General features: G+C 71.8%; 18 protein-coding genes. 16 read left to right on the forward strand and 2 right to left on the reverse strand.

Translation table 11 applies throughout. From position 1 onward, the window contains the following. Positions 1–4 precede the first annotated feature (4 nt). From ASF45_RS26345 to ASF45_RS26370, 6 genes are all read left to right on the forward strand, one after another. Positions 5–2,119, forward strand: coding sequence for an acetate--CoA ligase family protein (locus ASF45_RS26345; protein ID WP_056670512.1), 2,115 nt, complete (start codon positions 5–7; stop codon positions 2,117–2,119). Beyond that, positions 2,116–3,105 carry a tripartite tricarboxylate transporter substrate binding protein gene (locus tag ASF45_RS26350; RefSeq protein ID WP_056670513.1) on the forward strand — a complete coding sequence of 330 codons (990 nt, stop codon included), beginning with the start codon at positions 2,116–2,118 and terminating at the stop codon, positions 3,103–3,105. The genes ASF45_RS26345 and ASF45_RS26350 overlap by 4 nt, the downstream gene beginning before the upstream one ends. A gap of 25 nt (positions 3,106–3,130) precedes the next feature. Next, positions 3,131–4,510, forward strand: a complete 1,380-nt coding sequence (locus ASF45_RS26355; protein ID WP_056670518.1) for a DUF1254 domain-containing protein — start codon at positions 3,131–3,133, stop codon at positions 4,508–4,510. 194 nt (positions 4,511–4,704) lie between these two features. Beyond that, positions 4,705–6,045: a DUF1254 domain-containing protein gene (locus ASF45_RS26360; RefSeq protein WP_056670522.1), complete on the forward strand. Its 1,341-nt coding sequence runs from the start codon at positions 4,705–4,707 to the stop codon at positions 6,043–6,045. Beyond that, positions 6,042–7,295: an alkyl sulfatase dimerization domain-containing protein gene (locus tag ASF45_RS26365; protein WP_056670524.1), complete on the forward strand. Its 1,254-nt coding sequence runs from the start codon at positions 6,042–6,044 to the stop codon at positions 7,293–7,295. The genes ASF45_RS26360 and ASF45_RS26365 overlap by 4 nt, the downstream gene beginning before the upstream one ends. 23 nt (positions 7,296–7,318) lie before the next feature. After that, a complete protein-coding gene (locus tag ASF45_RS26370; RefSeq protein WP_156473188.1) occupies positions 7,319–8,305 on the forward strand; it encodes a tripartite tricarboxylate transporter substrate binding protein in 987 nt (328 codons plus the stop codon). 3 nt (positions 8,306–8,308) lie between these two features. Here ASF45_RS26370 and ASF45_RS26375 read toward each other — a convergent pair whose 3' ends face one another. Together ASF45_RS26375 and ASF45_RS26380 are read right to left on the reverse strand one after the other, a co-directional pair. Further along, on the reverse strand, positions 8,309–9,265 hold the full coding sequence (locus ASF45_RS26375) for a PDR/VanB family oxidoreductase (protein WP_056670527.1): 957 nt from the start codon (positions 9,263–9,265) through the stop codon (positions 8,309–8,311). A gap of 1 nt (position 9,266) precedes the next feature. Continuing rightward, positions 9,267–10,319 (reverse strand): aromatic ring-hydroxylating dioxygenase subunit alpha, encoded by a 1,053-nt coding sequence (locus ASF45_RS26380; protein WP_056670530.1) that lies wholly within the window; start codon positions 10,317–10,319, stop codon positions 9,267–9,269. A 94-nt stretch (positions 10,320–10,413) separates the two neighbouring features. On the opposite strand from ASF45_RS26380, the gene ASF45_RS26385 reads away from it, so the two are divergent. The 10 genes from ASF45_RS26385 to ASF45_RS26430 all read left to right on the forward strand — a co-directional run bounded on the left by ASF45_RS26385 (position 10,414) and on the right by ASF45_RS26430 (position 20,552). After that, the gene (locus ASF45_RS26385) at positions 10,414–11,256 is read left to right on the forward strand and encodes a GntR family transcriptional regulator (RefSeq protein ID WP_063887791.1); all 843 of its coding nucleotides are present in this window, start codon (positions 10,414–10,416) and stop codon (positions 11,254–11,256) included. Between the two features lie 72 nt (positions 11,257–11,328). Further along, positions 11,329–12,513, forward strand: a complete 1,185-nt coding sequence (locus ASF45_RS26390) for an ABC transporter substrate-binding protein (RefSeq protein ID WP_056670942.1) — start codon at positions 11,329–11,331, stop codon at positions 12,511–12,513. Positions 12,514–12,570: 57 nt separating this feature from the next. Continuing rightward, entirely contained in the window at positions 12,571–13,446 is an 876-nt protein-coding gene (locus ASF45_RS26395) for a branched-chain amino acid ABC transporter permease (protein ID WP_056670533.1), read from the forward strand. Next, positions 13,443–14,414, forward strand: a complete 972-nt coding sequence (locus tag ASF45_RS26400) for a branched-chain amino acid ABC transporter permease (protein WP_056670536.1) — start codon at positions 13,443–13,445, stop codon at positions 14,412–14,414. Before ASF45_RS26395 ends, ASF45_RS26400 begins: the two co-directional genes overlap by 4 nt. Then, a complete protein-coding gene (locus ASF45_RS26405) occupies positions 14,411–15,262 on the forward strand; it encodes an ABC transporter ATP-binding protein (protein ID WP_082551287.1) in 852 nt (283 codons plus the stop codon). The genes ASF45_RS26400 and ASF45_RS26405 overlap by 4 nt, the downstream gene beginning before the upstream one ends. After that, positions 15,255–15,980: an ABC transporter ATP-binding protein gene (locus ASF45_RS26410; protein ID WP_056670539.1), complete on the forward strand. Its 726-nt coding sequence runs from the start codon at positions 15,255–15,257 to the stop codon at positions 15,978–15,980. The genes ASF45_RS26405 and ASF45_RS26410 overlap by 8 nt, the downstream gene beginning before the upstream one ends. A gap of 128 nt (positions 15,981–16,108) precedes the next feature. Next, the gene (locus tag ASF45_RS26415; protein ID WP_056670542.1) at positions 16,109–17,896 is read left to right on the forward strand and encodes a tannase/feruloyl esterase family alpha/beta hydrolase; all 1,788 of its coding nucleotides are present in this window, start codon (positions 16,109–16,111) and stop codon (positions 17,894–17,896) included. A 96-nt stretch (positions 17,897–17,992) separates the two neighbouring features. Beyond that, positions 17,993–18,964, forward strand: a complete 972-nt coding sequence (locus ASF45_RS26420; RefSeq protein ID WP_056670545.1) for a tripartite tricarboxylate transporter substrate binding protein — start codon at positions 17,993–17,995, stop codon at positions 18,962–18,964. Then, on the forward strand, positions 18,961–19,449 hold the full coding sequence (locus tag ASF45_RS26425) for a GNAT family N-acetyltransferase (RefSeq protein WP_056670548.1): 489 nt from the start codon (positions 18,961–18,963) through the stop codon (positions 19,447–19,449). The genes ASF45_RS26420 and ASF45_RS26425 overlap by 4 nt, the downstream gene beginning before the upstream one ends. Beyond that, positions 19,446–20,552, forward strand: a complete 1,107-nt coding sequence (locus tag ASF45_RS26430) for a DUF418 domain-containing protein (RefSeq protein WP_056670551.1) — start codon at positions 19,446–19,448, stop codon at positions 20,550–20,552. Before ASF45_RS26425 ends, ASF45_RS26430 begins: the two co-directional genes overlap by 4 nt. Positions 20,553–20,554 lie beyond the last annotated feature (2 nt).

Raw genomic sequence — 20,554 nt, forward strand, 5'->3', positions numbered from 1 at the left:
TCGCATGGACCTCTTCGCATCCCAGCACGCCGGGCTGTCGGCCCTGTTCGCACCGCGTTCGATCGCGGTGGTCGGCGCGTCGAGCAGCGCGCAGAAGATCGGCGGCATCCCGGTCGACTACCAGCGCCGCTTCGGCTTCGGCGGCGCCGTGTACCCCGTCAACCCGCATGCCGAGCGCATCCAGGACCTGCCGGCCTGGCCCAGCGTGCAGGCCATCGGCCTGCCGGTGGACCTGGCCATCCTGGCCGTGCCCGCGCCGCTCGTGGACAGTGCCCTCGACGACGCCGTGCAGGCCGGCGCCAAGGGCGTGGTGCTGTTCTCCTCGGGCTTCGCCGAGGTCGGCGCCGAGGGCGCGGCGGCGCAAGAGCGCCTGGGTGCCAGGGCGCGCGCGGCCGGCGTGCGGCTGATCGGGCCGAACTGCCTGGGGTTCATGAACGTGGCGCGCCATGTGTACGCCACCTTCTCGCCCGCGCCCAACGTGGGCCGCGTGCAGCCCGGGCGCATTGGGCTGGTCAGCCAGTCGGGCGCGTTCGGCGCCTACGCCTATGCCATGGCGCGCGCGCGCGGCGTCGGCCTGTCGCTGTGGGCCACCACCGGCAACGAGGCCGACGTGCAGCTGGCCGACTGCCTGGCCTGGCTGGCGCAGGACCCCGGCACCGACGTGATCATGGGCTACATCGAGGGCTGCCGCGACGGCCCACGGCTGCGCGCCGCGCTGGCGCTGGCGCAGGCCGCGGGCAAGCCGGTGGTCATGGTCAAGGTCGGCAGCACCGCGCTCGGCGCGCAAGCCGCGGCCTCGCACACGGCCGCGCTGGCCGGCGACGACGCCGTCTACGACGCGGTGTTCCGCCGCTACGGCGTGCTGCGCGCCCGCACGCTGACCGAGTTCTTCGACCTGGCCCACAGCGCGGCCGTGGCCGGGCGCCCGCGCGACCGCTCGATCGGCCTGTTCACGCTGTCGGGCGGCGTCGGCGCGCTCATGGCCGACGATGCCTCGGCCCGGGGCCTGGACGTGCGCCCGCTCGGCGAGGCCGCGCAGAACCGCCTGCGCGACTGGGTGCCGTTCGCGGCGCCGCGCAATCCGGTGGACATCACGGGCCAGGTCACGAACGACCTGTCGCTCATGGAGCGTGCCGCGCGCCTGATGCTGGACGACCAGCGCTTCGCCACCTGGATGGGCTTCCTCGCGGCGGCCGGCGCATCGGATGCGTTCTGGCCCGTGCTGCGCTCGCTGGTCGCCGCGCTGCGCGAGGCCTATCCCGACACGCTGCTGGCCGTCAGCACGCTGCTGGCACCCGAGCGCCGCGCCGAGCTGGAGGCCATGCGCTGCCTGGTGTTCGCGGACCCGTCGGACGGCATCCGCACGGTCGCGGCGCTGGCCAGCCTGCCCGAGCGCGGCGCGGTGGCGCCGGCCGCGGCGGCCACCGGCCCGGCGGTGGCACTGGCGCCCGGCGCGCTGTCCGAGCCGGCTGCACTCGCGCTGCTGGCCGAGGCCGGCGTGCCCGTGGTGGCCCACCGCGTGGTGCACGACGCCGATGCCGCCGTGGCGGCGGCCGAGGCCCTGGGCGGCGCGGTGGCCTTGAAGGTGGTCAGTGCCGACATCGCGCACAAGTCCGACGTGGGCGGCGTGGCGCTGCGGCTCCAGGGCGCGGCGCAGGTGCGTGCCGCGTTCGAACGCACGCGCGCCAGTGCCCAGGCCGCGTTGCCCGCAGCGCGGTTGGAGGGTGCGCTCGTGGCCTGCATGGTGGACGGCCGTGGCGTGGAGTGCATCGCCGGCGTGCACCGCGACCCGGTGTTCGGCCCCATCCTGATGTTCGGCCTGGGCGGCATCCATGTGGAGACGCTGCGCGACGTGGTGCTGCGCCCGCTGCCGCTGGCGCCCGGCGATGCACAGGCCATGCTCGGCGAGCTGCGCGGCGCCGCCATCCTGGACGGCGCGCGCGGCCGCCCGCCGGTGGACCGGGATGCCCTGGCCGCCGCGCTGCAGGCGCTCGCGGACTTCGCGCTGCGCGCCGGCGACACGCTGGCCAGCGCCGAGATCAATCCGCTGATCGCGCGGCCGGCGGGCGAGGGCGGCTGCGTGGCGGTGGACGCACTGGTCGTCGGGAGCGCTGCATGATGCGCCGCCGCCACCTGCTGCGCGGTGCGCTGGCGCTGCTGCCCCTGGGCGGGCTCGGCACGGCGGGCGCAGCCGAGGCCGACTACCCGTCCAAGCCGGTCCGCATCGTCGTGCAGTACCAGCCCGGCGGCTCGACCGACACGCTGGCGCGGCTGCTGGCCGAAGGCCTGGCCAGGAAGCTGGGCCAGCCCGTGGTGGTGGAGAACCGCAGCGGCGCGGGCGGCATCATCGGCACCGACCATGTGGCCAAGAGCGTGCCCGACGGCCACACGCTGCTGCTGACCACGCCGGCGCCCGTGGCCGCCAACCTCGCGCTGTACAGCAAGCTGCCCTACGACCCGCGCACCGACCTGCGCATGGTCTCGGACATCGCGACCATGCGCACCGTGCTGGCGGTCCACCCCTCGCTGCCGGCGCAGGATGTGAAAAGCCTGCTGGCCGTGCTGCGTCAGGCCCCGGGGCGCTATGCCATGGGGTCCTGGGGCCCCGGCACGCAGCCGCACCAGATCCAGGTCTACATGGACAGGACCTACGGCCTGCAGACCCTGCACGTGCCCTACAAGGGCGAGGGGCCGATGGCGATCGACCTGATCGCCGGCACCATCCAGATGACCGTGGGCTCCGTCACCACGCTGCAGCCCTACATCGCCGCCGGCAAGCTGCGCGCGCTGGCCGTGGCCGGCCCGCGGCGCGCGCGGGCGCTGCCCGCGGTGCCGACCTTCGCCGAGCAGGGCTATCCCGACGAGGTCTACGCCCAGACCGGGCCGACCTCGCTGATGGTGCCGGCCCGCACGCCCGACGCGGTGGTGGCCAGGCTGGGCCGCGCCGTGGCCGAGCTCGTGCACCAGCCCGAGACCAGCCGCCGCATCGAGGCGCTCGGTGCCGAGCCGGTCGGCAACACGCCCGAAGAAGCCACTGCCGCCTACCGCCAGTCGCTGCCCGTCACGCTGCGGCTGATCCAGGCCACCGGCGTGAAGCTGGACTGAACACCCCACACCAGGAGACACCCCCATGAGCACCACACCATCCTCCGCCGCGCTGGCCGCGGCGCGCCAGGCCCAGGCCCGCGCCATCGGCCTGTCGGCCTTCGTCTACGGCTACCCGCTGGTCGAGTCCTTCCGTACCTGCCGGTTGCAGACCTCGGCGGCCGCGGCCGGTCCCGACCAGGGCTCGGACGCGCGCATGCCGATCGACCAGTTGCACCACAGCCCGCGGCCCTCCACCGACCAGGACCGCGACATCGTCACGCCGGCCAACGACCTGCTCTACAGCACGGGCTGGATCCACCTGGGCGACGGGCCACGCCTGCTGCAGGTGCCGTCCTCGGCCGCGCACCCGGGCCGCTACTTCGTGCTGGCGCTGTACGACGCCTATACCGAGAACTTCGAGAACCTCGGCCCGCGCAACTGCGCGGCCGCGGGCGAGACGGTGGTGCTGGTCGGCCCGGGCGACCCCGTGCCCGAGGCGCTGGCCGGCCACCGCGTGGTGCGCTGCCCGACCACGCTGGTCTGGCTGATCGGCCGCATTCTGGCCGGCGACGAGGCCGACTGGCCGGCCGCGCGGGCGCTGCAGGCCGAGATCCGGCTCGCACCCGCGCCGGGCACGCCCACCGGGCGGCGACCAGGTGCCGTCGAAGCCTGGGAGGGCGCGCCGGTCGACGCCATGGCCGCCTGTTCCGAGCAGGGCCAGCCGGCCGCGCAGGTGGCGCCGCTGTTCTTCGCCAACCTGTGCCGCGCGCTCGCCGACGCACCGGGCCGCACCGAGGACCAGGGCCTGCTGGCCTGGTTCGGCCAGGCCGCTCTGGTGGCCGGCTCCCACCTGGCCTGGGACGGCATCGACCCGCCGCTGCGCGCCGGCCTGGTCGAGGGCTTTGCCGAGGGCGTGGCGCTGGTCGCGGCCGCCGCGCGCAGCCGGCGTGCTCGGCCCTGGGTGCTGGCCTCGCGCGCGGGCCGCTACGGCAGCGACTACCTCACGCGCGCGCTGACCGCCTACATCGGGCTGGGCGCGCTGGCCACCGACGAGGCGCTGTACGGCGCCGGCCACTTCGACGCCGAGCATGCGCCGCTGGACGGGCGGCGGCGCTACAGTCTGCGCTTCGCGGCCGACGAGATGCCGCCGGCCGATGCGTTCTGGTCGGTCACGCTGTACGACGCCGACCGCTTCCTGTACCGCAACGCGGCGCGCCGGCATTCCATCGGCGACCGCACGCCCGGCCTGCAGCGCGAGCCCGACGGCAGCCTGCAGATCGACTTCTCCCACGCGCCACCGGCGCGCACCACCAACTGGCTGCCCACGCCGGCCGGCCCGTTCTACCTGATCCTGCGGCTGTACCACCCGCGCGAGGGCGTGCGCAGCTGGCGCATCCCGGCACTGCAGGTGCAGGAGGCCTGAAATGAACCACCCCCGTTTGGATTTCTCACTGCGTGTAGAAATCCCATCCCCCCTCCAGGGGGCGCCGCGGGCGGCCGGGCAGAGCCCGTTCCGCCGCGTCTGCTGGCATGGCCTGCTCCGCGGCCTTCGGAGCATCGGCTTGCGTGCCGGTTTCGTGTCCTGCGGGTGGCGCGCCAGCGCCGTGGAAAACTGAGATGGCAGTCACCGATCTGGACCATGCGCTGGCCGACGAGGCCGTGCTCGCCACCTACCCGCTGTACGAGATGTGCCGCATGCGGGGCGCCACCTCGCCGCGCCGCACCGAAGCGGCCGGCGCTGCGCCCGAGGGCCGGCGCTGGTGCAACGTGTTCACGCATGCGCGCGAGCTGCTGCGCGCCGGCAAGAGCCGCGTGGTCACGCCCAACAACGACACGCTCTACACCAACGCCTGGCTCGACCTTGGTGCGGGCCCGCTGGTGCTCGAGGTGCCCGACACCGCCGGGCGCTACTACGTGCTGGGCCTGCTGGACTTCTACACCGAGCCCTTCGCCCACATCGGCCAGCGCTGCACGGGCACGCAGGCGCGTGCCTTCCTGATTACGCCGCCGGGCTGGACCGGTGTTCTGCCGGCCGGCTTCGACGCGCCCGGCGCGCACATCGCGGCGCCCACGCGCTGGCTCTGGGTCATCGGCCGCATCCTGGTCGACGGTCCGCAGGACCTGCCCGCCGTGCATGCGCTGCAGGACGGCTTCACGGTGCGGCCGCTGGCCGACTGGCGGGCCGGCATGGGCGGTGCCACGCCGCGGCCGCTGGCCTTCGACCCGGCCTGCGACCCCAAGGCGCCGCTGGATGCCGACGGCTTCGCCGCGCAGGTCGGCCAGGCGCTGCGCGAGAACCCGCCGCCCGCGCACGAGGCCGCGCGCTTCGCACGCTACGCGGCGCTGGGCATCGCCGCGGACGCCGGACCGCTCGATGCACCGCAGCGCGCCGCGTTGCAGGCCGCGCTGGACCGCGTGCTGCCGGCCCTGCGCGCCCGGCAGGCCGGCCAGGTGAGCGCGAGCGGCTGGACGTGGATGCCGGTGGTCGAGGGCGGCTTCGGCGGCGACCACCTGTTGCGCGCGCTGGTCGCGCTCAAGTACATCGGCATGCTGGAGAGCCGCGAGGCGACCTACCCGATCGCCTGGCGCGACGGCGCGGGCCAGGCGCTGGACGGCAGCCGGCGCTACCGCCTGCACTTCGCGCCCGGCGCGCTGCCGCCGGTCGACGCGTTCTGGTCGATCACGCTGTACGACAGCCGCGACTACATGCTGGTCGACAACCCGATCGACCGCTACGCCATCGGCGACCGCACGCCCGGCCTGCAGCGCGACGCCGATGGCGGCCTCACGCTGCACATCGCGCACGCGCCGCCGGCCGCCGCCGCCGCCCGCGCCAACTGGCTGCCGGCGCCGCCGGGAGGCTTCTACCTTTGCCTGCGCGCCTACCTGCCGCGTGCCGAGCTGCTGGACGGGCGCTATGCGCTGCCGCCCGTCACCCCCGTGGAGGAGAACGCATGAACACCGAGACCGCCGAAAAGCCCTTCCTGATCGTCGGCAGCGGCACCGAGACCGTGGCGCCGGGCCTGCACATCCTGCGCGGCCAGGGCCAGTCCTTCGTGGCCGAGACCGACGCCGGCCTGGTCGTCGTCGACACCGGGCCGGGCGGCGCGGTCACGCAGGGCATGGTGGAGGCCGTGCGGCAGCTGTCCGACGCGCCGCTGCACGCGCTGTGCTTCAGCCATGGCCACATCGGCTACAACGCCGGCCTGCCGCAGTGGCTGGCCCATGCGGCCGCGCGCGGCGAACCGCCGCCGCGCGTGATCGCGCACCGCAACGTGCGCCGCCGCCTGGCGCGCTACCGCGAGACGCATGCGCTGCAGCAGCGCATGGCCGAGATCCAGTTCAGGCGGCGGCCGGGCTTCTTCGAGCACCGCATGCCGATGCACGAGCCGACCGAGACCTTCGACGAGCTGCTGGTGGTGGGCCAGGGCGCGCAGCGCGTGGAGCTGCGCTGGGCGCCCTCGGAGACCGACGACGCGATCGCGCTGTGGAGCCCGGCGCAGCGCGTGCTGTACGGCGGCGCGGCGCTGATCGACTCGATCCCCAACATCGGCACGCCGTTCCGCACGCTGCGCGACACGGTACGCTGGGCCGACACGCTGGAGGCGCTGGCCGGCCTGGGCGCGCGGCTGGCGGTGCGCGAATTCGGCCCCAGCATCGACGGCGAGGCTCAGGTGCGGCAGGTGCTCTTGCACACCGCGAAGGCGCTGCGCTGGCTGCGCGCCGAGGTCGTGCGCGGCATGAACGAGGGCCTGGGCGAGCGCGAGCTGCTGGCGCGCATCCGCTTTCCCGACGAGCTGTTCGGCGTGCCCTGGATGAAGCCTTCCTACGGCGACCCCAGCTACATCGTGCGCGACATCTACCGCTCGGAGAACGGCTGGTGGGACCGCAATCCGACCTCGCTGCACCCCGAGCCGCCCGAGGCCGTGGGCCAGGCCGTGGCCGATGCGATCGCCGACAAGGGCGCCGTGGTCCGCCAGGCCCGCGCGCTGGCCGCGCAGGGCCGCACCCAGCTGGCATTGCACGTGATCGACCTGCTGGCCACGGCCGGCGGCGATGCGCCCGAGATCGCCGAGGCGCGCACGCTCAAGGCCGGCTGGCTGCGCGCGCGCGCGGCCCAGGTGGAGAGCTATGTGTCGCGCAACCTGTACCAGGTCAGCGCCGACATGCTCGAGCAAGGCACACAAGCGAGGTTCAGCATCCGATGAAGACGAACACGAGGAGACAGGCCATGCGCCGTTGGTTCATGCGCTGCACGCCACTGGTGGTGGCCGCCTGCGGCGCGCTGCTGCCGCCAGCCTGGGCCGCCGCGGCCGAGGCCTACCCCGACAAGCCCGTCACGCTGGTGGTGCCGACCGCCGCGGCTGGCGGCACCGACACCATCGCGCGCGTGATGGCCGACGCGCTGGGCCGGCGGCTGGGCCAGAGCTTCGTGGTCGACAACCGGCCCGGCGCCAACGGCATCCTGGGTGTGGAGGCCGGCGCGCGCGCCGCGCCCGACGGCTACCGGCTGCTGTTCACCTACGCGGCCTCGGTGGCCGTCAACCCCAGCCTGTACCGCAAGCTGCCGTTCGACCCGCAGAAGGACCTGGTGCCCATCGCCCAGGTCGGGCGCGGCGGCAACCTGCTGCTGGTGCGCAAGGACCTGCCGGTGAAGACACTGCAGGAGTTCGTCGACTACGCGAAGGCACGGCCCGACAAGCTCAGCTACTGCTCCTGGGGCGCGGGCTCGGGCGGCCACCTGGCGATGGAAAGCCTCAAGAAACAGGCCGGCATCGTGATGGTCCACGTGCCCTACAAGGGCAGCAGCCCCTGCGTGAACGACCTGATGGGCGGGCAGGTGGACGCGGCGTTCGCGGATACGTCGTCGACGGTGGAGATCGTGCGCGCGGGCCGGTTGAAGGCGTTGGCCAACAGCGGCCCCTCGCGCCTGCCCATGCTGCCGGACGTGCCGACCATGACCGAGGCCGGCTTTCCGTTCCGCAACTACGCCTGGTACGGGCTCTTCGCACCGGCGAAGACGCCGGCCGCGGTCGTGGCCAAGCTCAACGAGGCCGTGAACGCGGCGCTGCAGGAACCGGCCGTGGTCCAGCGCCTGCGCGAGCTGAACTTCACCGACCTGCCGCAGACCACGCCCGAGCAGTTCGCCGCCACCATCGCGCAGGACCTGCGCGACTGGGCCGCGCTCGTGAAGTCCATCGGCCTGCAGCTGGAATGAGGGCTACAGATCCAGCACCAGCACTGCGCTCTTCGCGCGCGAGCAGCAGGGCGTGAACTGGTCGTTCGCGGCCTTCTCCTCGTCGGTGAAGTACAGGTCGCGGTGCTCGCACTCGCCTTCGAGCACACGCGTGACGCAGGTGCCGCAGACGCCCTGCTCGCAGGAGGTCATGATCTCGATGCCGTGGGCGAGCAGGGCCTGCACCACGCTCTGGTCCTTGGCCACGGTGATGTTCTGGCCGCTGCTGGCGATGCGCACGGCGAAGCTGCCGTCGCCGCTGGTGTCCTGCGGCGCGGCGCCGAAGTATTCGAGATGGACGTTGGCCGCGTCCCAACTCTGGGCCTTGGCCGTGCCGACCACATGGTCGATGAAGCCGGCCGGGCCGCAGACGTAGAGGTGCGTGCCGGCCGCGGGCTGGGCCAGCAGGCGTGCGGCATCCAGCTTCTGCGCGGCGTCGCCGTCGTCGAAGTGGAGGTGCACACGGTCGGCCCAGGGCGCGGCCGCGATCTCGGCACGGAAGGCCGTGCGTTCGGCCGAACGCGCGCAGTAATGCAGTTCGAAATCGGCACCCAGCGTGGCCAGGCGCTGCGCCATGCAGAGCAGGGGCGTCACGCCGATGCCGCCGGCCAGCAGCAGCGTGCGCTCGGCGCGCACCAGCGGGAAGTGGTTGCGCGGCGTGCTGATGGTCAGCACGTCGCCCTCGCGCACGCTGTCGTGCATGCCTTGCGAGCCGCCGCGCGAGGCCGCGTCGCGCAGCACGGCGATGCGGTAGCGGTGCGATTCCTGGTCGTCGTTGCACAGCGAGTACTGGCGGGTCAGTCCGCCGGGGATCTGCACGTCGATGTGCGAGCCCGCGCTGAAGGCCGGCAGCGGGCCGCCGTCCACGCGCGCGAGTTCGAAGCTGGCGATGTCCTGCGCCTCCTGCGTCTTGCGCAGGACCTTGACGGTGAGCTGGTCCATCTCAGGCTGCCTGCGCGACCGGGGTTGCCGCCTGCTCGGCCGCGATCATCTTGTCGAGCAGCTTGCGCGACTGCACGCCGCCCGCGTCGATGTTGAGCATCAGCAGCCGGCGCCCGGGGTGCAGCAGCATGTTGGCCTGCTGCGCTTCGAGCACGGCCATGTCCTCGGCGAAGACCTTGGCCTGGCCTTCGCGGATCTGCGCGGTGAGCGCCTTGTCCTTCACGTTGAAGTTGCGCGCCATGCCCCAGAAGTACCAGTGCGAGGTCTCGGTCTCGGGCGTGATGAAGTCCACCACGATGCTGTAGACCTTCTGGTCCGCGGGCGCGTGGTAGCCGCCCTGGCCGGCCAGCGCCACGCCGACCTCGATCATGATGTGGCTGGGCGGCGTGAAGCGGCAGACCTGCCAGCGGTCCACGGGCTGGTCGTCGGGGAGGTGGTTGCCGCGCAGGTTGGCGCGCCAGAAGGGCGGGGCCATCACGTTGTCCATGAACCGGCTCGTGACGACCTGGCCGTTCTCCACCTTGGTCGTGACCGGCGTCTCGTCGATTTCCTTCTGGCCGATGCTGGTGGCGTGCACGTAGGTCTCGTGCGTGAGGTCCATCAGGTTGTCGACCATGAGCCGGTAGTCGGCCTGGATGTGGTACAGCCCGCCGCCGTAGGCCCAGTCGGGGCTGTCGGCCCATTCCAGGTGGTGGATGGCGGCCGGGTCGGCCAACGCGGCGTCGCCGGGCCAGACCCAGATGAAGCCGTAGCGCTCGACCACGGGGAAGGCGCGGATCTTGGGGAAGCCCGCCGTGCGCTGGCCCGGCATGGAGACGGTCTTGCCGTCGCAGCCCATCACGAGGCCGTGGTAGCCGCAGACCAGCTGGCCTTCGCAGACGCTGCCCAACGAGAGTCTGGCGCCGCGGTGCGGGCAGAAATCCTCCAGCGCGGCGACCTGGCCGTCGGCACCGCGGTAGAACACGATGTGCTCGCCGCAGATCTGGCGGCCCAGGGGTTTGGCGTCGATCTCGTCGGGCGTGCAGGCGACGTACCAGGTGTTGCGCGGGAACATGCGGTCTCCGTGGGTGGCAAGTAATTAGGGTTCCAATGTATACCGACTTCGGGGAAATTGGGTAAGAATGGCTGAATTGAAGAGAAATACTCGGATGAATGTATACATCGACCCGGAGGATCGCGAAGGCGCAGACCAAGGTGGCTCGCAGTCGCTGCGCGCCCAGCGGCAGCTGCGCGAGCTGATCCTGGCGGGCGAGCTGGCGCCTGGCGCGCGCATCGCAGAGGTGGCGCTGGTCGAGCGCGTCGGTGTCTCGCGCACGCCGATCCGCGCTGCGCTGCTGCGCCTCGAGCAGGAAGGGCTGTTGCAGGCCTTGCCGGGCGGCGGCTATGCGGTCCGAGTGTTCTCTGAACGCGAGGTGGCCGACGCCATCGAGCTGCGCGGCACGCTGGAGGGCCTGTCGGCCCGGCTGGCGGCCGAGCGCGGCGCGCCGCCCGAGGCGCTGGCGCAGGCCGGCGCGGCCCTGGACACCATCGACGCGGTGCTGCGCCACAGCGCACTCGACGACGCGCAGTGGCAGGACTACGTGGCGGCCAACGAGCTGTTCCACCACGTGTTGCACGGCATGTCCGGCAGCGCGGTGCTGGCGCGCGAGCTCGAGCGCGTGGTGCGGCTGCCGTTCGCCTCGCCTTCGGCCTTCGTCGTGCAGCAGGCCCATGCGCCGCAGGCGCGCGACATGCTGATCGTGGCGCAGGACCAGCACCGCCAGGTGCTGGACGCCATCGCGCGGCGCGAGGGTGCACGCGCCGAGGCCATCCTGCGCGAGCACGCGCGCATCGCCCAGCGCAACCTGCGCGAGGCCATGGCCGCACCGCTGCCGGGCCGCGCGCCGGGCGTGCGGCTGGTGGTGCCCGAGGCGGCGCCGTCCGATCCCCTCGGCGAGCCCCCCGCGCCACGCCGCCGCGGCAGGCCGCGCAAAGACGCTGCCGCGCATTGAAGCTATCGCACAATGCGCGACCAAAAAGCGGCGCTGGAACCGTTCGATTTCGAGACCAATGAAGGAGATGACATGCAAGCACCCACGACCCGGCGCCACGCGCTGACCCTGGCCGCGGCCACGCTGGCCGGGCTGGCCGCTCCGGCTATGGCCCAGGACAACGTGTTCAAGATCGGCCTGATCCTCCCCATGACCGGTCAGCAGGCCACGACGGGCCGGCAGATCGAGGCCGCGGCGCGCCTGTACATGGCGCAGAACGGCGACACCGTGGCCGGCAAGAAGGTGCAGCTCATCGTCAAGGACGACACCAGCCTGCCAGACCAGACGCGCCGGCTCGCGCAGGAGCTGATCGTGGGCGAGAAGGTCAACGTGCTTGCCGGCATGGGCATCACGCCCTCGGCCATGGCCGTGGCGCCGCTGGCCACGCAGAGCAAGACGCCGCTGGTGGTGATGGCCGCTGCCACCTCCAGCATCACCGAGGCCTCGCCCTTCGTGGTGCGCACCAGCTTCACGCTGCCGCAGGCTTCCGTCGCGCTGGCCGACTGGGCGCCGGCGAACGGCGTGAAGACCGTGGTCTCGCTGGTCTCGGACTACGGCCCCGGCATCGACGCCGAGAAGTTCTTCAACGCGCGCATGGTCAACAACGGCGCCAAGGTGATCGAGTCGCTGCGCGTGCCCATGCGCAACCCCGACTTCGCGCCGTTCCTGCAGAAGGTGCGCGACCTGAAGCCCGACGCGCTGTTCGTGTTCGTGCCCTCGGGCGCGGGCGCGGCCGTCATGAAGCAGTTCGCCGAGCGCGGCATGGACAAGGCCGGCATCCGCCTGATCGCCACCGGCGACGTGACCGACGACGACCAGCTCAACGACATGGGCGACGTGGCCCTGGGCGTGGTCACCTCGCACCACTACTCGGCCGCGCACCCGTCCGACATGAACAAGAAGTTCGTCGACGCCTTCCAGAAAGCCAACAAGGGCCTGCGCCCGAACTTCATGGCCGTGGGCGGCTACGACGGCATGCGCGTGATCTACGAGGCGCTCAAGTCCACCAAGGGCGCCGGCGGCGGCGAGACGCTGCTCAATGCCATGAAGGGCCAGATCTTCGAGAGCCCGCGCGGCAAGATCTACATCGACGCGCAGACGCGCGACATCGTGCAGGACGTGTACCTGCGCAAGGTCGAGCGCAAGGACGGCCAGCTGTGGAACGTCGAGTTCGACGCGGTCAAAGAGGTCAAGGACCCGGGCAAAACCAAGAAGTGAGGCCCTTGCGGGCGATCCGGTGGCCGGCGCGTCCGGCCGCCATTTCCTGAGCGTTCCATGCTGACCATCCTCTTCGACGGCATCGCCTACGGCATGCTGCTGTTCATCCTGGCAGTGGGCCTGGCCGTGACCATGGGGTTGATGAACTTCATCAACCTCGCGCACGGCGCGTTCGCCATGGTCGGGGGCTACACGACGGTGCTGCTGATGCAGCGCGCGGGCTGGCCCTTCCTGGCCTGCCTGCCGCTGGCCTTCCTGGTGCCGGCGCTGCTGGGCGCCGTGCTCGAGCGCACGCTGTACCGCCCGCTCTACCGCCGCCCGCACCTGGACCAGGTGCTGTTCTCCATCGGCCTGGTGTTCATGGCCGTGGCGGGGGTGGACTACTTCATGGGCTCGACCCAGCAGTTCATCCACCTGCCCGAGTGGCTCAAGGGCCGCACCGAGATCGGCTCGGGCGCGTTCGCGCTGGGCATGGGGCACTACCGGCTGTTCATCATCGCCATCTGCGCGGTGCTGACGCTGGCACTGCAGTACGTGCTGTCGTCCACGCGCTTCGGCAGCCGGCTGCGCGCCAGCGTGGACGACCAGCGCGTGGCCGCCGGCATGGGCATCAACGTGAACCAGGTGTTCCTGCTCACCTTCGCGGTCGGCTCGGGCCTCGCAGGGCTGGGCGGTGCGCTCGGCGCCGAGGTGCTGGGCCTGGACCCGCAGTTTCCTCTCAAGTTCATGGTTTATTTCCTGATCGTCGTGGCCGTGGGCGGCACCGCCTCCATCACCGGCCCGCTGCTGGCGGCGCTGCTGCTGGGCGTGGCCGACGTGGCCGGCAAGTACTACATCCCGAAGATGGGCGCCTTCATCGTCTACAGCCTGATGATCGCGATCCTGATCTGGCGGCCGCAGGGGCTGTTCGTGCGCAAGGGGGCTTCGAAATGAACCACGACACGCGTGCCTCCATCCTCAACCTGAGCCGCATGCGGCCCTGGGAGCCTGTGCTGTGGCTGCTGGCCTTCGCCGCGCCGCTGCTGCTGCCCGGCCATGCGCTGATCGTCAACGAGATCGCCATCGTGGCGCTGTTCGCGATCTCGCTGGACCTGGTGCTGGGTTACACCGGCATCGTCTCACTGGGCCATGCGGCCTTCTTCGGCATGGGCGCCTACGCGGCTGCGCTGTTCTCCAAGCACGCGATGCCCGACCCGCTGCTGGGCATGGCCGTGAGCGTGGCCTGCGCCACGCTGCTGGGCGCGGTCGCCTCGCTGACGGTGATGCGCGGCACCGACCTGACGCGGCTGATGGTCACGCTCGGCGCGGGCCTGATCATGATGGAGCTGGCCAACCGCATGGACTGGCTGACCGGCGGTGCCGACGGCTTGCAGGGCGTGGTCATGGGCCCGGTGCTCGGCCTGTTCGAGTTCGATCTGTACGGCCGCACGGCCGCCTGGTACTCGTTGTCGGTGCTGCTGGTCGGCTTCCTGCTGGCACGCCGGCTGGTGTACTCGCCGCTGGGCGCCAGCTTCAAGGCGATCCGCGACAACCGGCTGCGTGCCGGCGCCATCGGCATCCCGGTGAACCGGCGCATTGCCGTGGCCTACACCATCGCCGCGGCGCTGGCCGGTGCCGCCGGTGCGCTGCTGGCGCAGACCACGGCCTTCGCCTCGCTGGAGGTGTTCGACTTCCACCGCTCGGCCGACGTGATGCTGATCCTGATCGTGGGCGGCACCGGCTGGCTGTACGGCGGCGTGGCCGGGGCGATCGTGTTCAAGCTGCTGCACGACCTGCTGTCGTCGATCACGCCGCAGTACTGGACGTTCTGGCTCGGCCTGTTCCTGGTGGTGCTGGTGCTGGTCGGCCGCGACCGGCTGCTCAAGCCCTGGACCTGGTTCGGCAAGGGCAGGGAGGCATGATGGGCAGCGACATCGTTCTGTCCGCCGAACACCTGGTCAAGCGCTTCGGCGGCATCATCGCCACGCAGGACGTCACGCTGCACCTGGCGCGCGGCGCGCGCCATGCGCTGATCGGCCCCAACGGCGCCGGCAAGACCACCCTGATCAACCTGCTGACCGGCGTGCTGGAGCCGTCGGAGGGCCGCATCGTGCTGCAGGGCGAGGACATCACCCAGCTGCCGCCGCATGCGCGCGTGCAGCGCGGCATGGTGCGCACCTTCCAGATCAACCAGCTGTTCCAGGGCATGACGCCGCTGGAGACGCTGGCCATGGTCGTGTCGCAGCAGCGCGGCATCGGTGCGCGCTGGTGGCAGCGGCTGGGCCGCGAGGACGGCGTGGCCGAGCGCTGCCAGGAGTTGCTGGAGCGCTTCCACCTGGCCGACGTGATGAACCAGCCTACCTCCCATCTGGCGTACGGCAAGCGCCGCCTGCTGGAGATTGCCATCGCGCTGGCCTGCGAGCCGCGTGTGCTGCTGCTGGACGAGCCCGTGGCCGGCGTGCCGCCCGGCGAGCGCGAGGAGCTGCTGCAGACCGTGGCCGCGCTGCCGGCCGACGTCTCGGTGCTGCTGATCGAGCACGACATGGACCTGGTGTTCGAGTTCGCAAAGCGCATCACGGTGCTGGTGAACGGCGCGCTGCTGACCGAGGGCACGCCGGACGAGATTGCCAACGACCCGCAGGTCAAGGCGGTGTACCTGGGCCATGGAGAGGAGCCGAGCGGCGACGGGCCGCCCCGAGCCGCGAGCGCCCCCTCGGGGGGCAGCGTCGCGGCGTCAGCCGCAAGCGTGGGGGGAGAAATCAATGGCTGAACTGTTGCAGGTGGAGGGTCTGTCCGCGGGCTACGGCGAGGCCGTGGTGCTGAACGGCGTGAGCCTGGCGCTGCCCGAGGGCCAGACGCTGGCGCTGCTGGGCCGCAACGGCACTGGCAAGACCACCTTCATGAACACGATCGCCGGTGCCACGCGCCGGCACGCCGGCAGCATCACCTTGGCCGGCACGGCGCTGCACAAGCTGGCCGCGCACGAGCGCGCCGGGGCCGGCATCGGCTGGGTGCCGCAGGAGCGCAACATCTTCAAGTCGCTGACGGTGCACGAGAACCTGACGGCCGTGGCGCGGCCCGCGCGGGCCGGGCAGACGGGCGCGCAGTGGACGCCCGAGCGCGTGTACCAGATGTTCCCGCGGCTGGCCGAACGCAAGGGCAACCTGGGCACCCAGCTGTCCGGCGGCGAGCAGCAGATGCTGGCCGTGGGCCGCGCGCTGGTGCTGAACCCACGCCTGCTGCTGCTGGACGAGCCGCTGGAAGGGCTGGCGCCCATCATCTGCGAGGAGCTGCTGCGCGCGATCCGCCGCATCACGCGCGAGGAGGGACTGTCGGCCATCATCGTCGAACAGCATCCCCAGGCCATCCTGGCCATCTCCGACCTGGCGGCCGTGCTGGACCGAGGCACCGTGGTGCACCGGGGCACGGCGGCCGAGCTGCGCGCCCAGCCGGCGCTGCTCGACCAACTGCTCGGCGTGGTCCGCTGAGCATCGCGCCCCAGGGCGCTCACCAAACCACAACATCGGAGACCTGCGGTGCCGGTCTCCAGAAATGCGATGCCATGCCTGTGCATCGTGCCCCGCTGCGCCTGCAGCAATTTGATCCGGAGACACACATGCAACCTCGATTCCCTGTCCGGCTGCGTCCGGCACTGCCGCTGACGGCACTGGCCTGCGCCGCGGCCCTGGTGGCCTGCGGCGGCAGCGGCGACGACGATCCTGGCGCCACCGTGGCCAACGCGGCCGCGGCCTGCAGCGCGCTGGCAGGCCGCACGGTCGCCGCGGCACAGATCGGCGAGCCGACCTCGGGCGCCGTCGTGAAGACGGCGACCTACAAGACCGCGGTCGCCGACGCCCCCAACGGCAACGGCACGGCCATCGTGCAGGGTCTGCCCGACTACTGCGAGCTGCAGGTCGAGATCAAGCCGGTCGACCCGGGCGCGCCGCTGGTCAATTCGCAGGTCAACCTGCCGCGCGTCTGGAACGGCAAGAAGCTGCAGTTCGGGGGATCCGGCTACAACGGTTCGCTGTCCGCCGGGGTCAACGGCCTGGGCCCTGCACGCGTGGCCGGGCCCGACGTGGCGCTGCCGCTGACGCAGGGCTACATGACGGCCGGCACGGACTCCGGCCACCAGAACGATGCGCCGCTGGGTGCCTTCGCGCTGAACGCCGAGGCGCTGGCCAACTTCGGCTACGCCGCGTACAAGAAGACGCACGACGTCGCGCTGCGTCTGGGCGACGCCTTCTATGGCAAGGGCCCGGCGCGCAGCTACTACATGGGTGGCTCGGAGGGCGGGCGCGAGGCCATGATGATGGCCCAGCGCTACCCGGCCGACTACGACGGCATCATCTCGGTCGACCCGGTCATGAACTGGACCGGGCTGCAGACCTTCGGCAACCATGTCGGCGGCACGCTGCAGGTGGCGCCGGACGCCTGGCTGGGCCAGAACAACAAGTGGCAACTGGTGCACGACACGGTGCGCGCAGCCTGCGACGCGCTGGACGGCCTGGCCGACAACGTGGTCAGCAACTACCGCGCCTGCAAGCCGGTGGCGCTGCCGGCACTGCAGGCCAAGCGCTGCGCCTCGGGCGCCGACGAAGGCGCTGCCTGTTTCTCGGACGCCCAGCTCACCGTGGTGCGGGCGGCTTACGATGGCTTCGCCTTCGGCTTCCCGCGGGCCAACGGCCTGATGTCGTACGCAGGCTTCGGCTTCGGCGGCGAGGGGCTGCCCGGCAACTGGGACCGCTGGATGGCCGGCACGGCGCACCCGAGCACGGGCCCCATCGGCAACGGCGCCACCGGCACCAACCCGATCTCCATCAGCCGGCTGTACGAGTACGGCAACGTGGCGGTGCGCTACTTCTTCGCCCAGGACAAGGACTTCAATCCGCTGGGCTTCGACCCGTCCGCCTACAGCGCGCGCATCCTCGCGGTGTCCAACATCATGGATGCGACCAACCCGGACCTCAGCGCCTTCCATGCGCGCGGCGGCAAGCTGATCCTGCGCGAGGACCTGTCGGACACCGCCCAGAGTGGCTTCACCGGCCTGAACTACTGGGACGCCGTGGTCGAGAAGATGGGCCGCGAGCGCGTGGAACAGTTCTTCGTCGCCTACGCGGCGACCGGCCTGCCGCACACCTCCGGCGGCATCGCGGCCGGCGTGGCCAACGCGCCGGCCCATGGCATTCCCGGCCGCGTGGACCTGCTGTCGGAGCTGGACGCCTGGGTCGAGAAGGGCACCAAGCCGGCCGACCAACTGACGCTGGCGAACCGCGCTGCGTTGCCGCCGTACGCCGTGTTGACGGCCAAGCCGATGTGCCGCTACCCGATGTTCCCGCGCTACACGGCAGGCGCTTCGGGTGATCCGAAACTGGTGGCGTCCTACGCCTGCGTGGCGAGCTGACGCGCGGGTCCTGCGGCCGCGCTGCGGCGCGGCCGTGGTACACATCGGTCACGCGGCCCCGGCCGCGTGACCCTGAGCCGCGACAAGGAGTTGTGCATGTGGACCCGACGTGAATGCCTGGCGGCTGGCGCCATGGCCCTGTTGCCCTGGGAGGTGAATGCCCAGGCTTTCCCGAGCAAGCCGTTGAAGCTCGTTGTGCCCAATGCCGCCGGCGGTGCGGCCGATCTCACGGCGCGCACCGTGGGCCAGAAGCTGGCCGACGCGCTGGGCCAGCCCGTGGTCATCGACAACCGGCCCAGCGCGGGCGGCATCGTGGCCGGCGAGGCGGTCGCGCGCGCGCCGGCCGACGGCCACACATTGCTGCTGGTGTCCAGCGGCACGGCCGTCAGCGCGGCGCTGTTCAAGTCGCTGCCGTTCGACACGCAGAAGGACTTCGCGCCCGTGTCCATGCTGGCGACCTTCGACCTCGGCATCGTGGTCGCGCAGGACAGCCGCTTCAGGACGTTGGCCGAACTGGTGGCCTACGCCAAGGCCAACCCGGGCAAGCTCAACATCGGCACGCCGCAGATCGGCACCACGCAGAACCTGGCGGCCGAGCTGTTCAAGAGCACGGCTGGCATCGATGCGCAGATCGTGCCCTTCAACGGCACGCCGCCCGTGATCACGGCCGTGCGCGGCGGCCAGCTCGACGCCATGCTGGACATCCTGGGGCCGCTGATGTCGCAGATCAACGGCAAGACGCTGCGGCCGCTGGCCGTGCTGGGCGCCAGGCGCACGTCGCTGCTGCCGGACACGCCGGCCGCGCGCGAGACCGGCGGCGACCTGGCGAACTTCGACGTCGCGTCCTGGAACGGCCTGGCGGTGCCGGCCGCCACGCCCAAGGCCGTGGTGGCGCGGCTCAGCAAGGAGACCAACGCCGCGCTGGCGCTTCCCGACGTGAAGCAAAAGCTGCTGGCCCTGAGCCTGATCGCCCAGGGCAGCACGCCCGAGCAACTGGCTGGTCAGCTGGACCGCGAGATCAAGCGCTGGAGCGAAGTCATCGCGCGCGCCAACATTCCCAAGCAATGAGCATCACCATCCGCGATTCCAGCCGCGACGACACCGCGCTGATCCTGCACTTCATCCGCGAACTGGCGATCTACGAGAAGGCCGAGGACCAGGTGGAGGCCACGCCCGAGACCCTGGCCGCGAGCCTGTTCGGTCCCGACAGCCCCTCGCGCGCACTCATCTGCGAGCAGGACGGCCAGGCCATCGGCTTCGCCGTGTACTTCTTCAACTACTCGACCTGGCAGGCCAGGAAGGGCCTGTACCTGGAAGACCTGTTCGTGCTGCCTTCGGCGCGCGGGCAGGGCGCCGGCAAGCGGCTGCTGCAGCACCTGGCCGGCATCGCCGTGGCCGAAGGCTGCGGCCGCTTCGAGTGGAGCGTGCTGGACTGGAACCAGCCGGCCATCGACTTCTACCAATCCATCGGCGCCCGACCGCAGAGCGAATGGGTGCGCTACCGCCTGCACGGGCAGGCGCTGCGCGACTTCGCGGCCAGCGCCTCCCCGTGAGCGCCGCACGCGGCCGCGAACAGCTCCCCGACACACTGCGCGCCGTCGCCATGCTGTCCGTGCTGGTGGTCAACGCCATCGGCTACGGCGTGGCGCCCTGGGGGCCAATGCTCGGTACGCGCCAGCCTGCCGACAGCGCCTGGGCCGCCATGGTCCAGGGCCTGGTGGGCGCGCTGCTGCAGGGCAAGGGCGTGGCGATGCTGAGCTTCGTGTTCGGCATGTCGTTGTGGCTGGSGGCCCGGCGGCGCAGCCGGGCCGAGGCGCTGCAGCGGGGCCTGGCGCGCAACCGCCGCCTGCTGGGGCTGGGCATCGCGCACGGCGTCTTCATTTACTTCGGCGACATCCTGACGCTCTATGCGGTGGTCGGCCGGCAGCTGCTGCGCCGGCTGCACATGCCCTGGCGCAGCCTGCGCCGGCATTTATGGCGCGCGCTGGCCTGGGCGCTGCTGGCCAAGCTCGCCTGGCTGCTGGTCCTGGTGGGCTTCGGCGCCGATCCCGACACGCGCGATGTGCCCTCGTTCGCGACCGTCCGTGGCGCCTGGCCATTCCTGCAACTCAACGCGAGCAGCTATCTGTTCGGGCTGGGCGCAAGCCTGGTGATGGCGGGGACCGTGACCTACCTGTGCATGCTGTGCGGCGTCGCGGCGGCACGCCTGCGGCTGTTGACCCACCGCCGCTGGCGCGCGGCGCTGCGCCGCTGCCTGTGGTGCTGCGGCCCGCCGTTGCTCGCGCTGAGCGCTGTCTACGGCTGGGGCTGTGCCGCACTGGCGCCGACGCACGTTTGGCGGTCCTGGATCGACGCGCTCGGCGACTTCATCGCCATCCCTGTGGCGGCCTGTTACCTGGCCGGGCTGGCGCTGGCCTCGGGCGGTGGCAGCGCGCGCTGGTGCGGCTGGTTCAGCCCGCTCGGACGGCGCACGCTGAGCCTGTACATGGCCCACAGCCTGCTGTGCGTGGCGCTGTTCTCCGGGCTGGGATGGGCGGTCGCGGCGAGCACGCTGCAGACCGTGCTGTTCTGCCTGGGCCTGTGGCTGGTGGCGCTGGCCGCGGCCCGGCACAGCCATGGCCCCTGGCCGCTCGAAGCCTGGATGGCGCGGCGCTGAGG

Source organism: Pseudorhodoferax sp. Leaf265 (genome assembly GCF_001422365.1).
Lineage (GTDB): Bacteria > Pseudomonadota > Gammaproteobacteria > Burkholderiales > Burkholderiaceae_C > Pseudorhodoferax.

What these genes read in the sequence shown, in the direction of transcription:
- ASF45_RS26345 (WP_056670512.1), top strand. Translation starts at nt 5, where the DNA reads ATGGACCTCTTCGCATCCCAGCACGCCGGGCTGTCGGCCCTGTTCGCA.
- ASF45_RS26350 (WP_056670513.1), top strand. Translation starts at nt 2,116, where the DNA reads ATGATGCGCCGCCGCCACCTGCTGCGCGGTGCGCTGGCGCTGCTGCCC.
- ASF45_RS26355 (WP_056670518.1), top strand. Translation starts at nt 3,131, where the DNA reads ATGAGCACCACACCATCCTCCGCCGCGCTGGCCGCGGCGCGCCAGGCC.
- ASF45_RS26360 (WP_056670522.1), top strand. Translation starts at nt 4,705, where the DNA reads ATGGCAGTCACCGATCTGGACCATGCGCTGGCCGACGAGGCCGTGCTC.
- ASF45_RS26365 (WP_056670524.1), top strand. Translation starts at nt 6,042, where the DNA reads ATGAACACCGAGACCGCCGAAAAGCCCTTCCTGATCGTCGGCAGCGGC.
- ASF45_RS26370 (WP_156473188.1), top strand. Translation starts at nt 7,319, where the DNA reads ATGCGCCGTTGGTTCATGCGCTGCACGCCACTGGTGGTGGCCGCCTGC.
- ASF45_RS26375 (WP_056670527.1), bottom strand. Translation starts at nt 9,265, where the DNA reads ATGGACCAGCTCACCGTCAAGGTCCTGCGCAAGACGCAGGAGGCGCAG.
- ASF45_RS26380 (WP_056670530.1), bottom strand. Translation starts at nt 10,319, where the DNA reads ATGTTCCCGCGCAACACCTGGTACGTCGCCTGCACGCCCGACGAGATC.
- ASF45_RS26385 (WP_063887791.1), top strand. Translation starts at nt 10,414, where the DNA reads ATGAATGTATACATCGACCCGGAGGATCGCGAAGGCGCAGACCAAGGT.
- ASF45_RS26390 (WP_056670942.1), top strand. Translation starts at nt 11,329, where the DNA reads ATGCAAGCACCCACGACCCGGCGCCACGCGCTGACCCTGGCCGCGGCC.
- ASF45_RS26395 (WP_056670533.1), top strand. Translation starts at nt 12,571, where the DNA reads ATGCTGACCATCCTCTTCGACGGCATCGCCTACGGCATGCTGCTGTTC.
- ASF45_RS26400 (WP_056670536.1), top strand. Translation starts at nt 13,443, where the DNA reads ATGAACCACGACACGCGTGCCTCCATCCTCAACCTGAGCCGCATGCGG.
- ASF45_RS26405 (WP_082551287.1), top strand. Translation starts at nt 14,411, where the DNA reads ATGATGGGCAGCGACATCGTTCTGTCCGCCGAACACCTGGTCAAGCGC.
- ASF45_RS26410 (WP_056670539.1), top strand. Translation starts at nt 15,255, where the DNA reads ATGGCTGAACTGTTGCAGGTGGAGGGTCTGTCCGCGGGCTACGGCGAG.
- ASF45_RS26415 (WP_056670542.1), top strand. Translation starts at nt 16,109, where the DNA reads ATGCAACCTCGATTCCCTGTCCGGCTGCGTCCGGCACTGCCGCTGACG.
- ASF45_RS26420 (WP_056670545.1), top strand. Translation starts at nt 17,993, where the DNA reads ATGTGGACCCGACGTGAATGCCTGGCGGCTGGCGCCATGGCCCTGTTG.
- ASF45_RS26425 (WP_056670548.1), top strand. Translation starts at nt 18,961, where the DNA reads ATGAGCATCACCATCCGCGATTCCAGCCGCGACGACACCGCGCTGATC.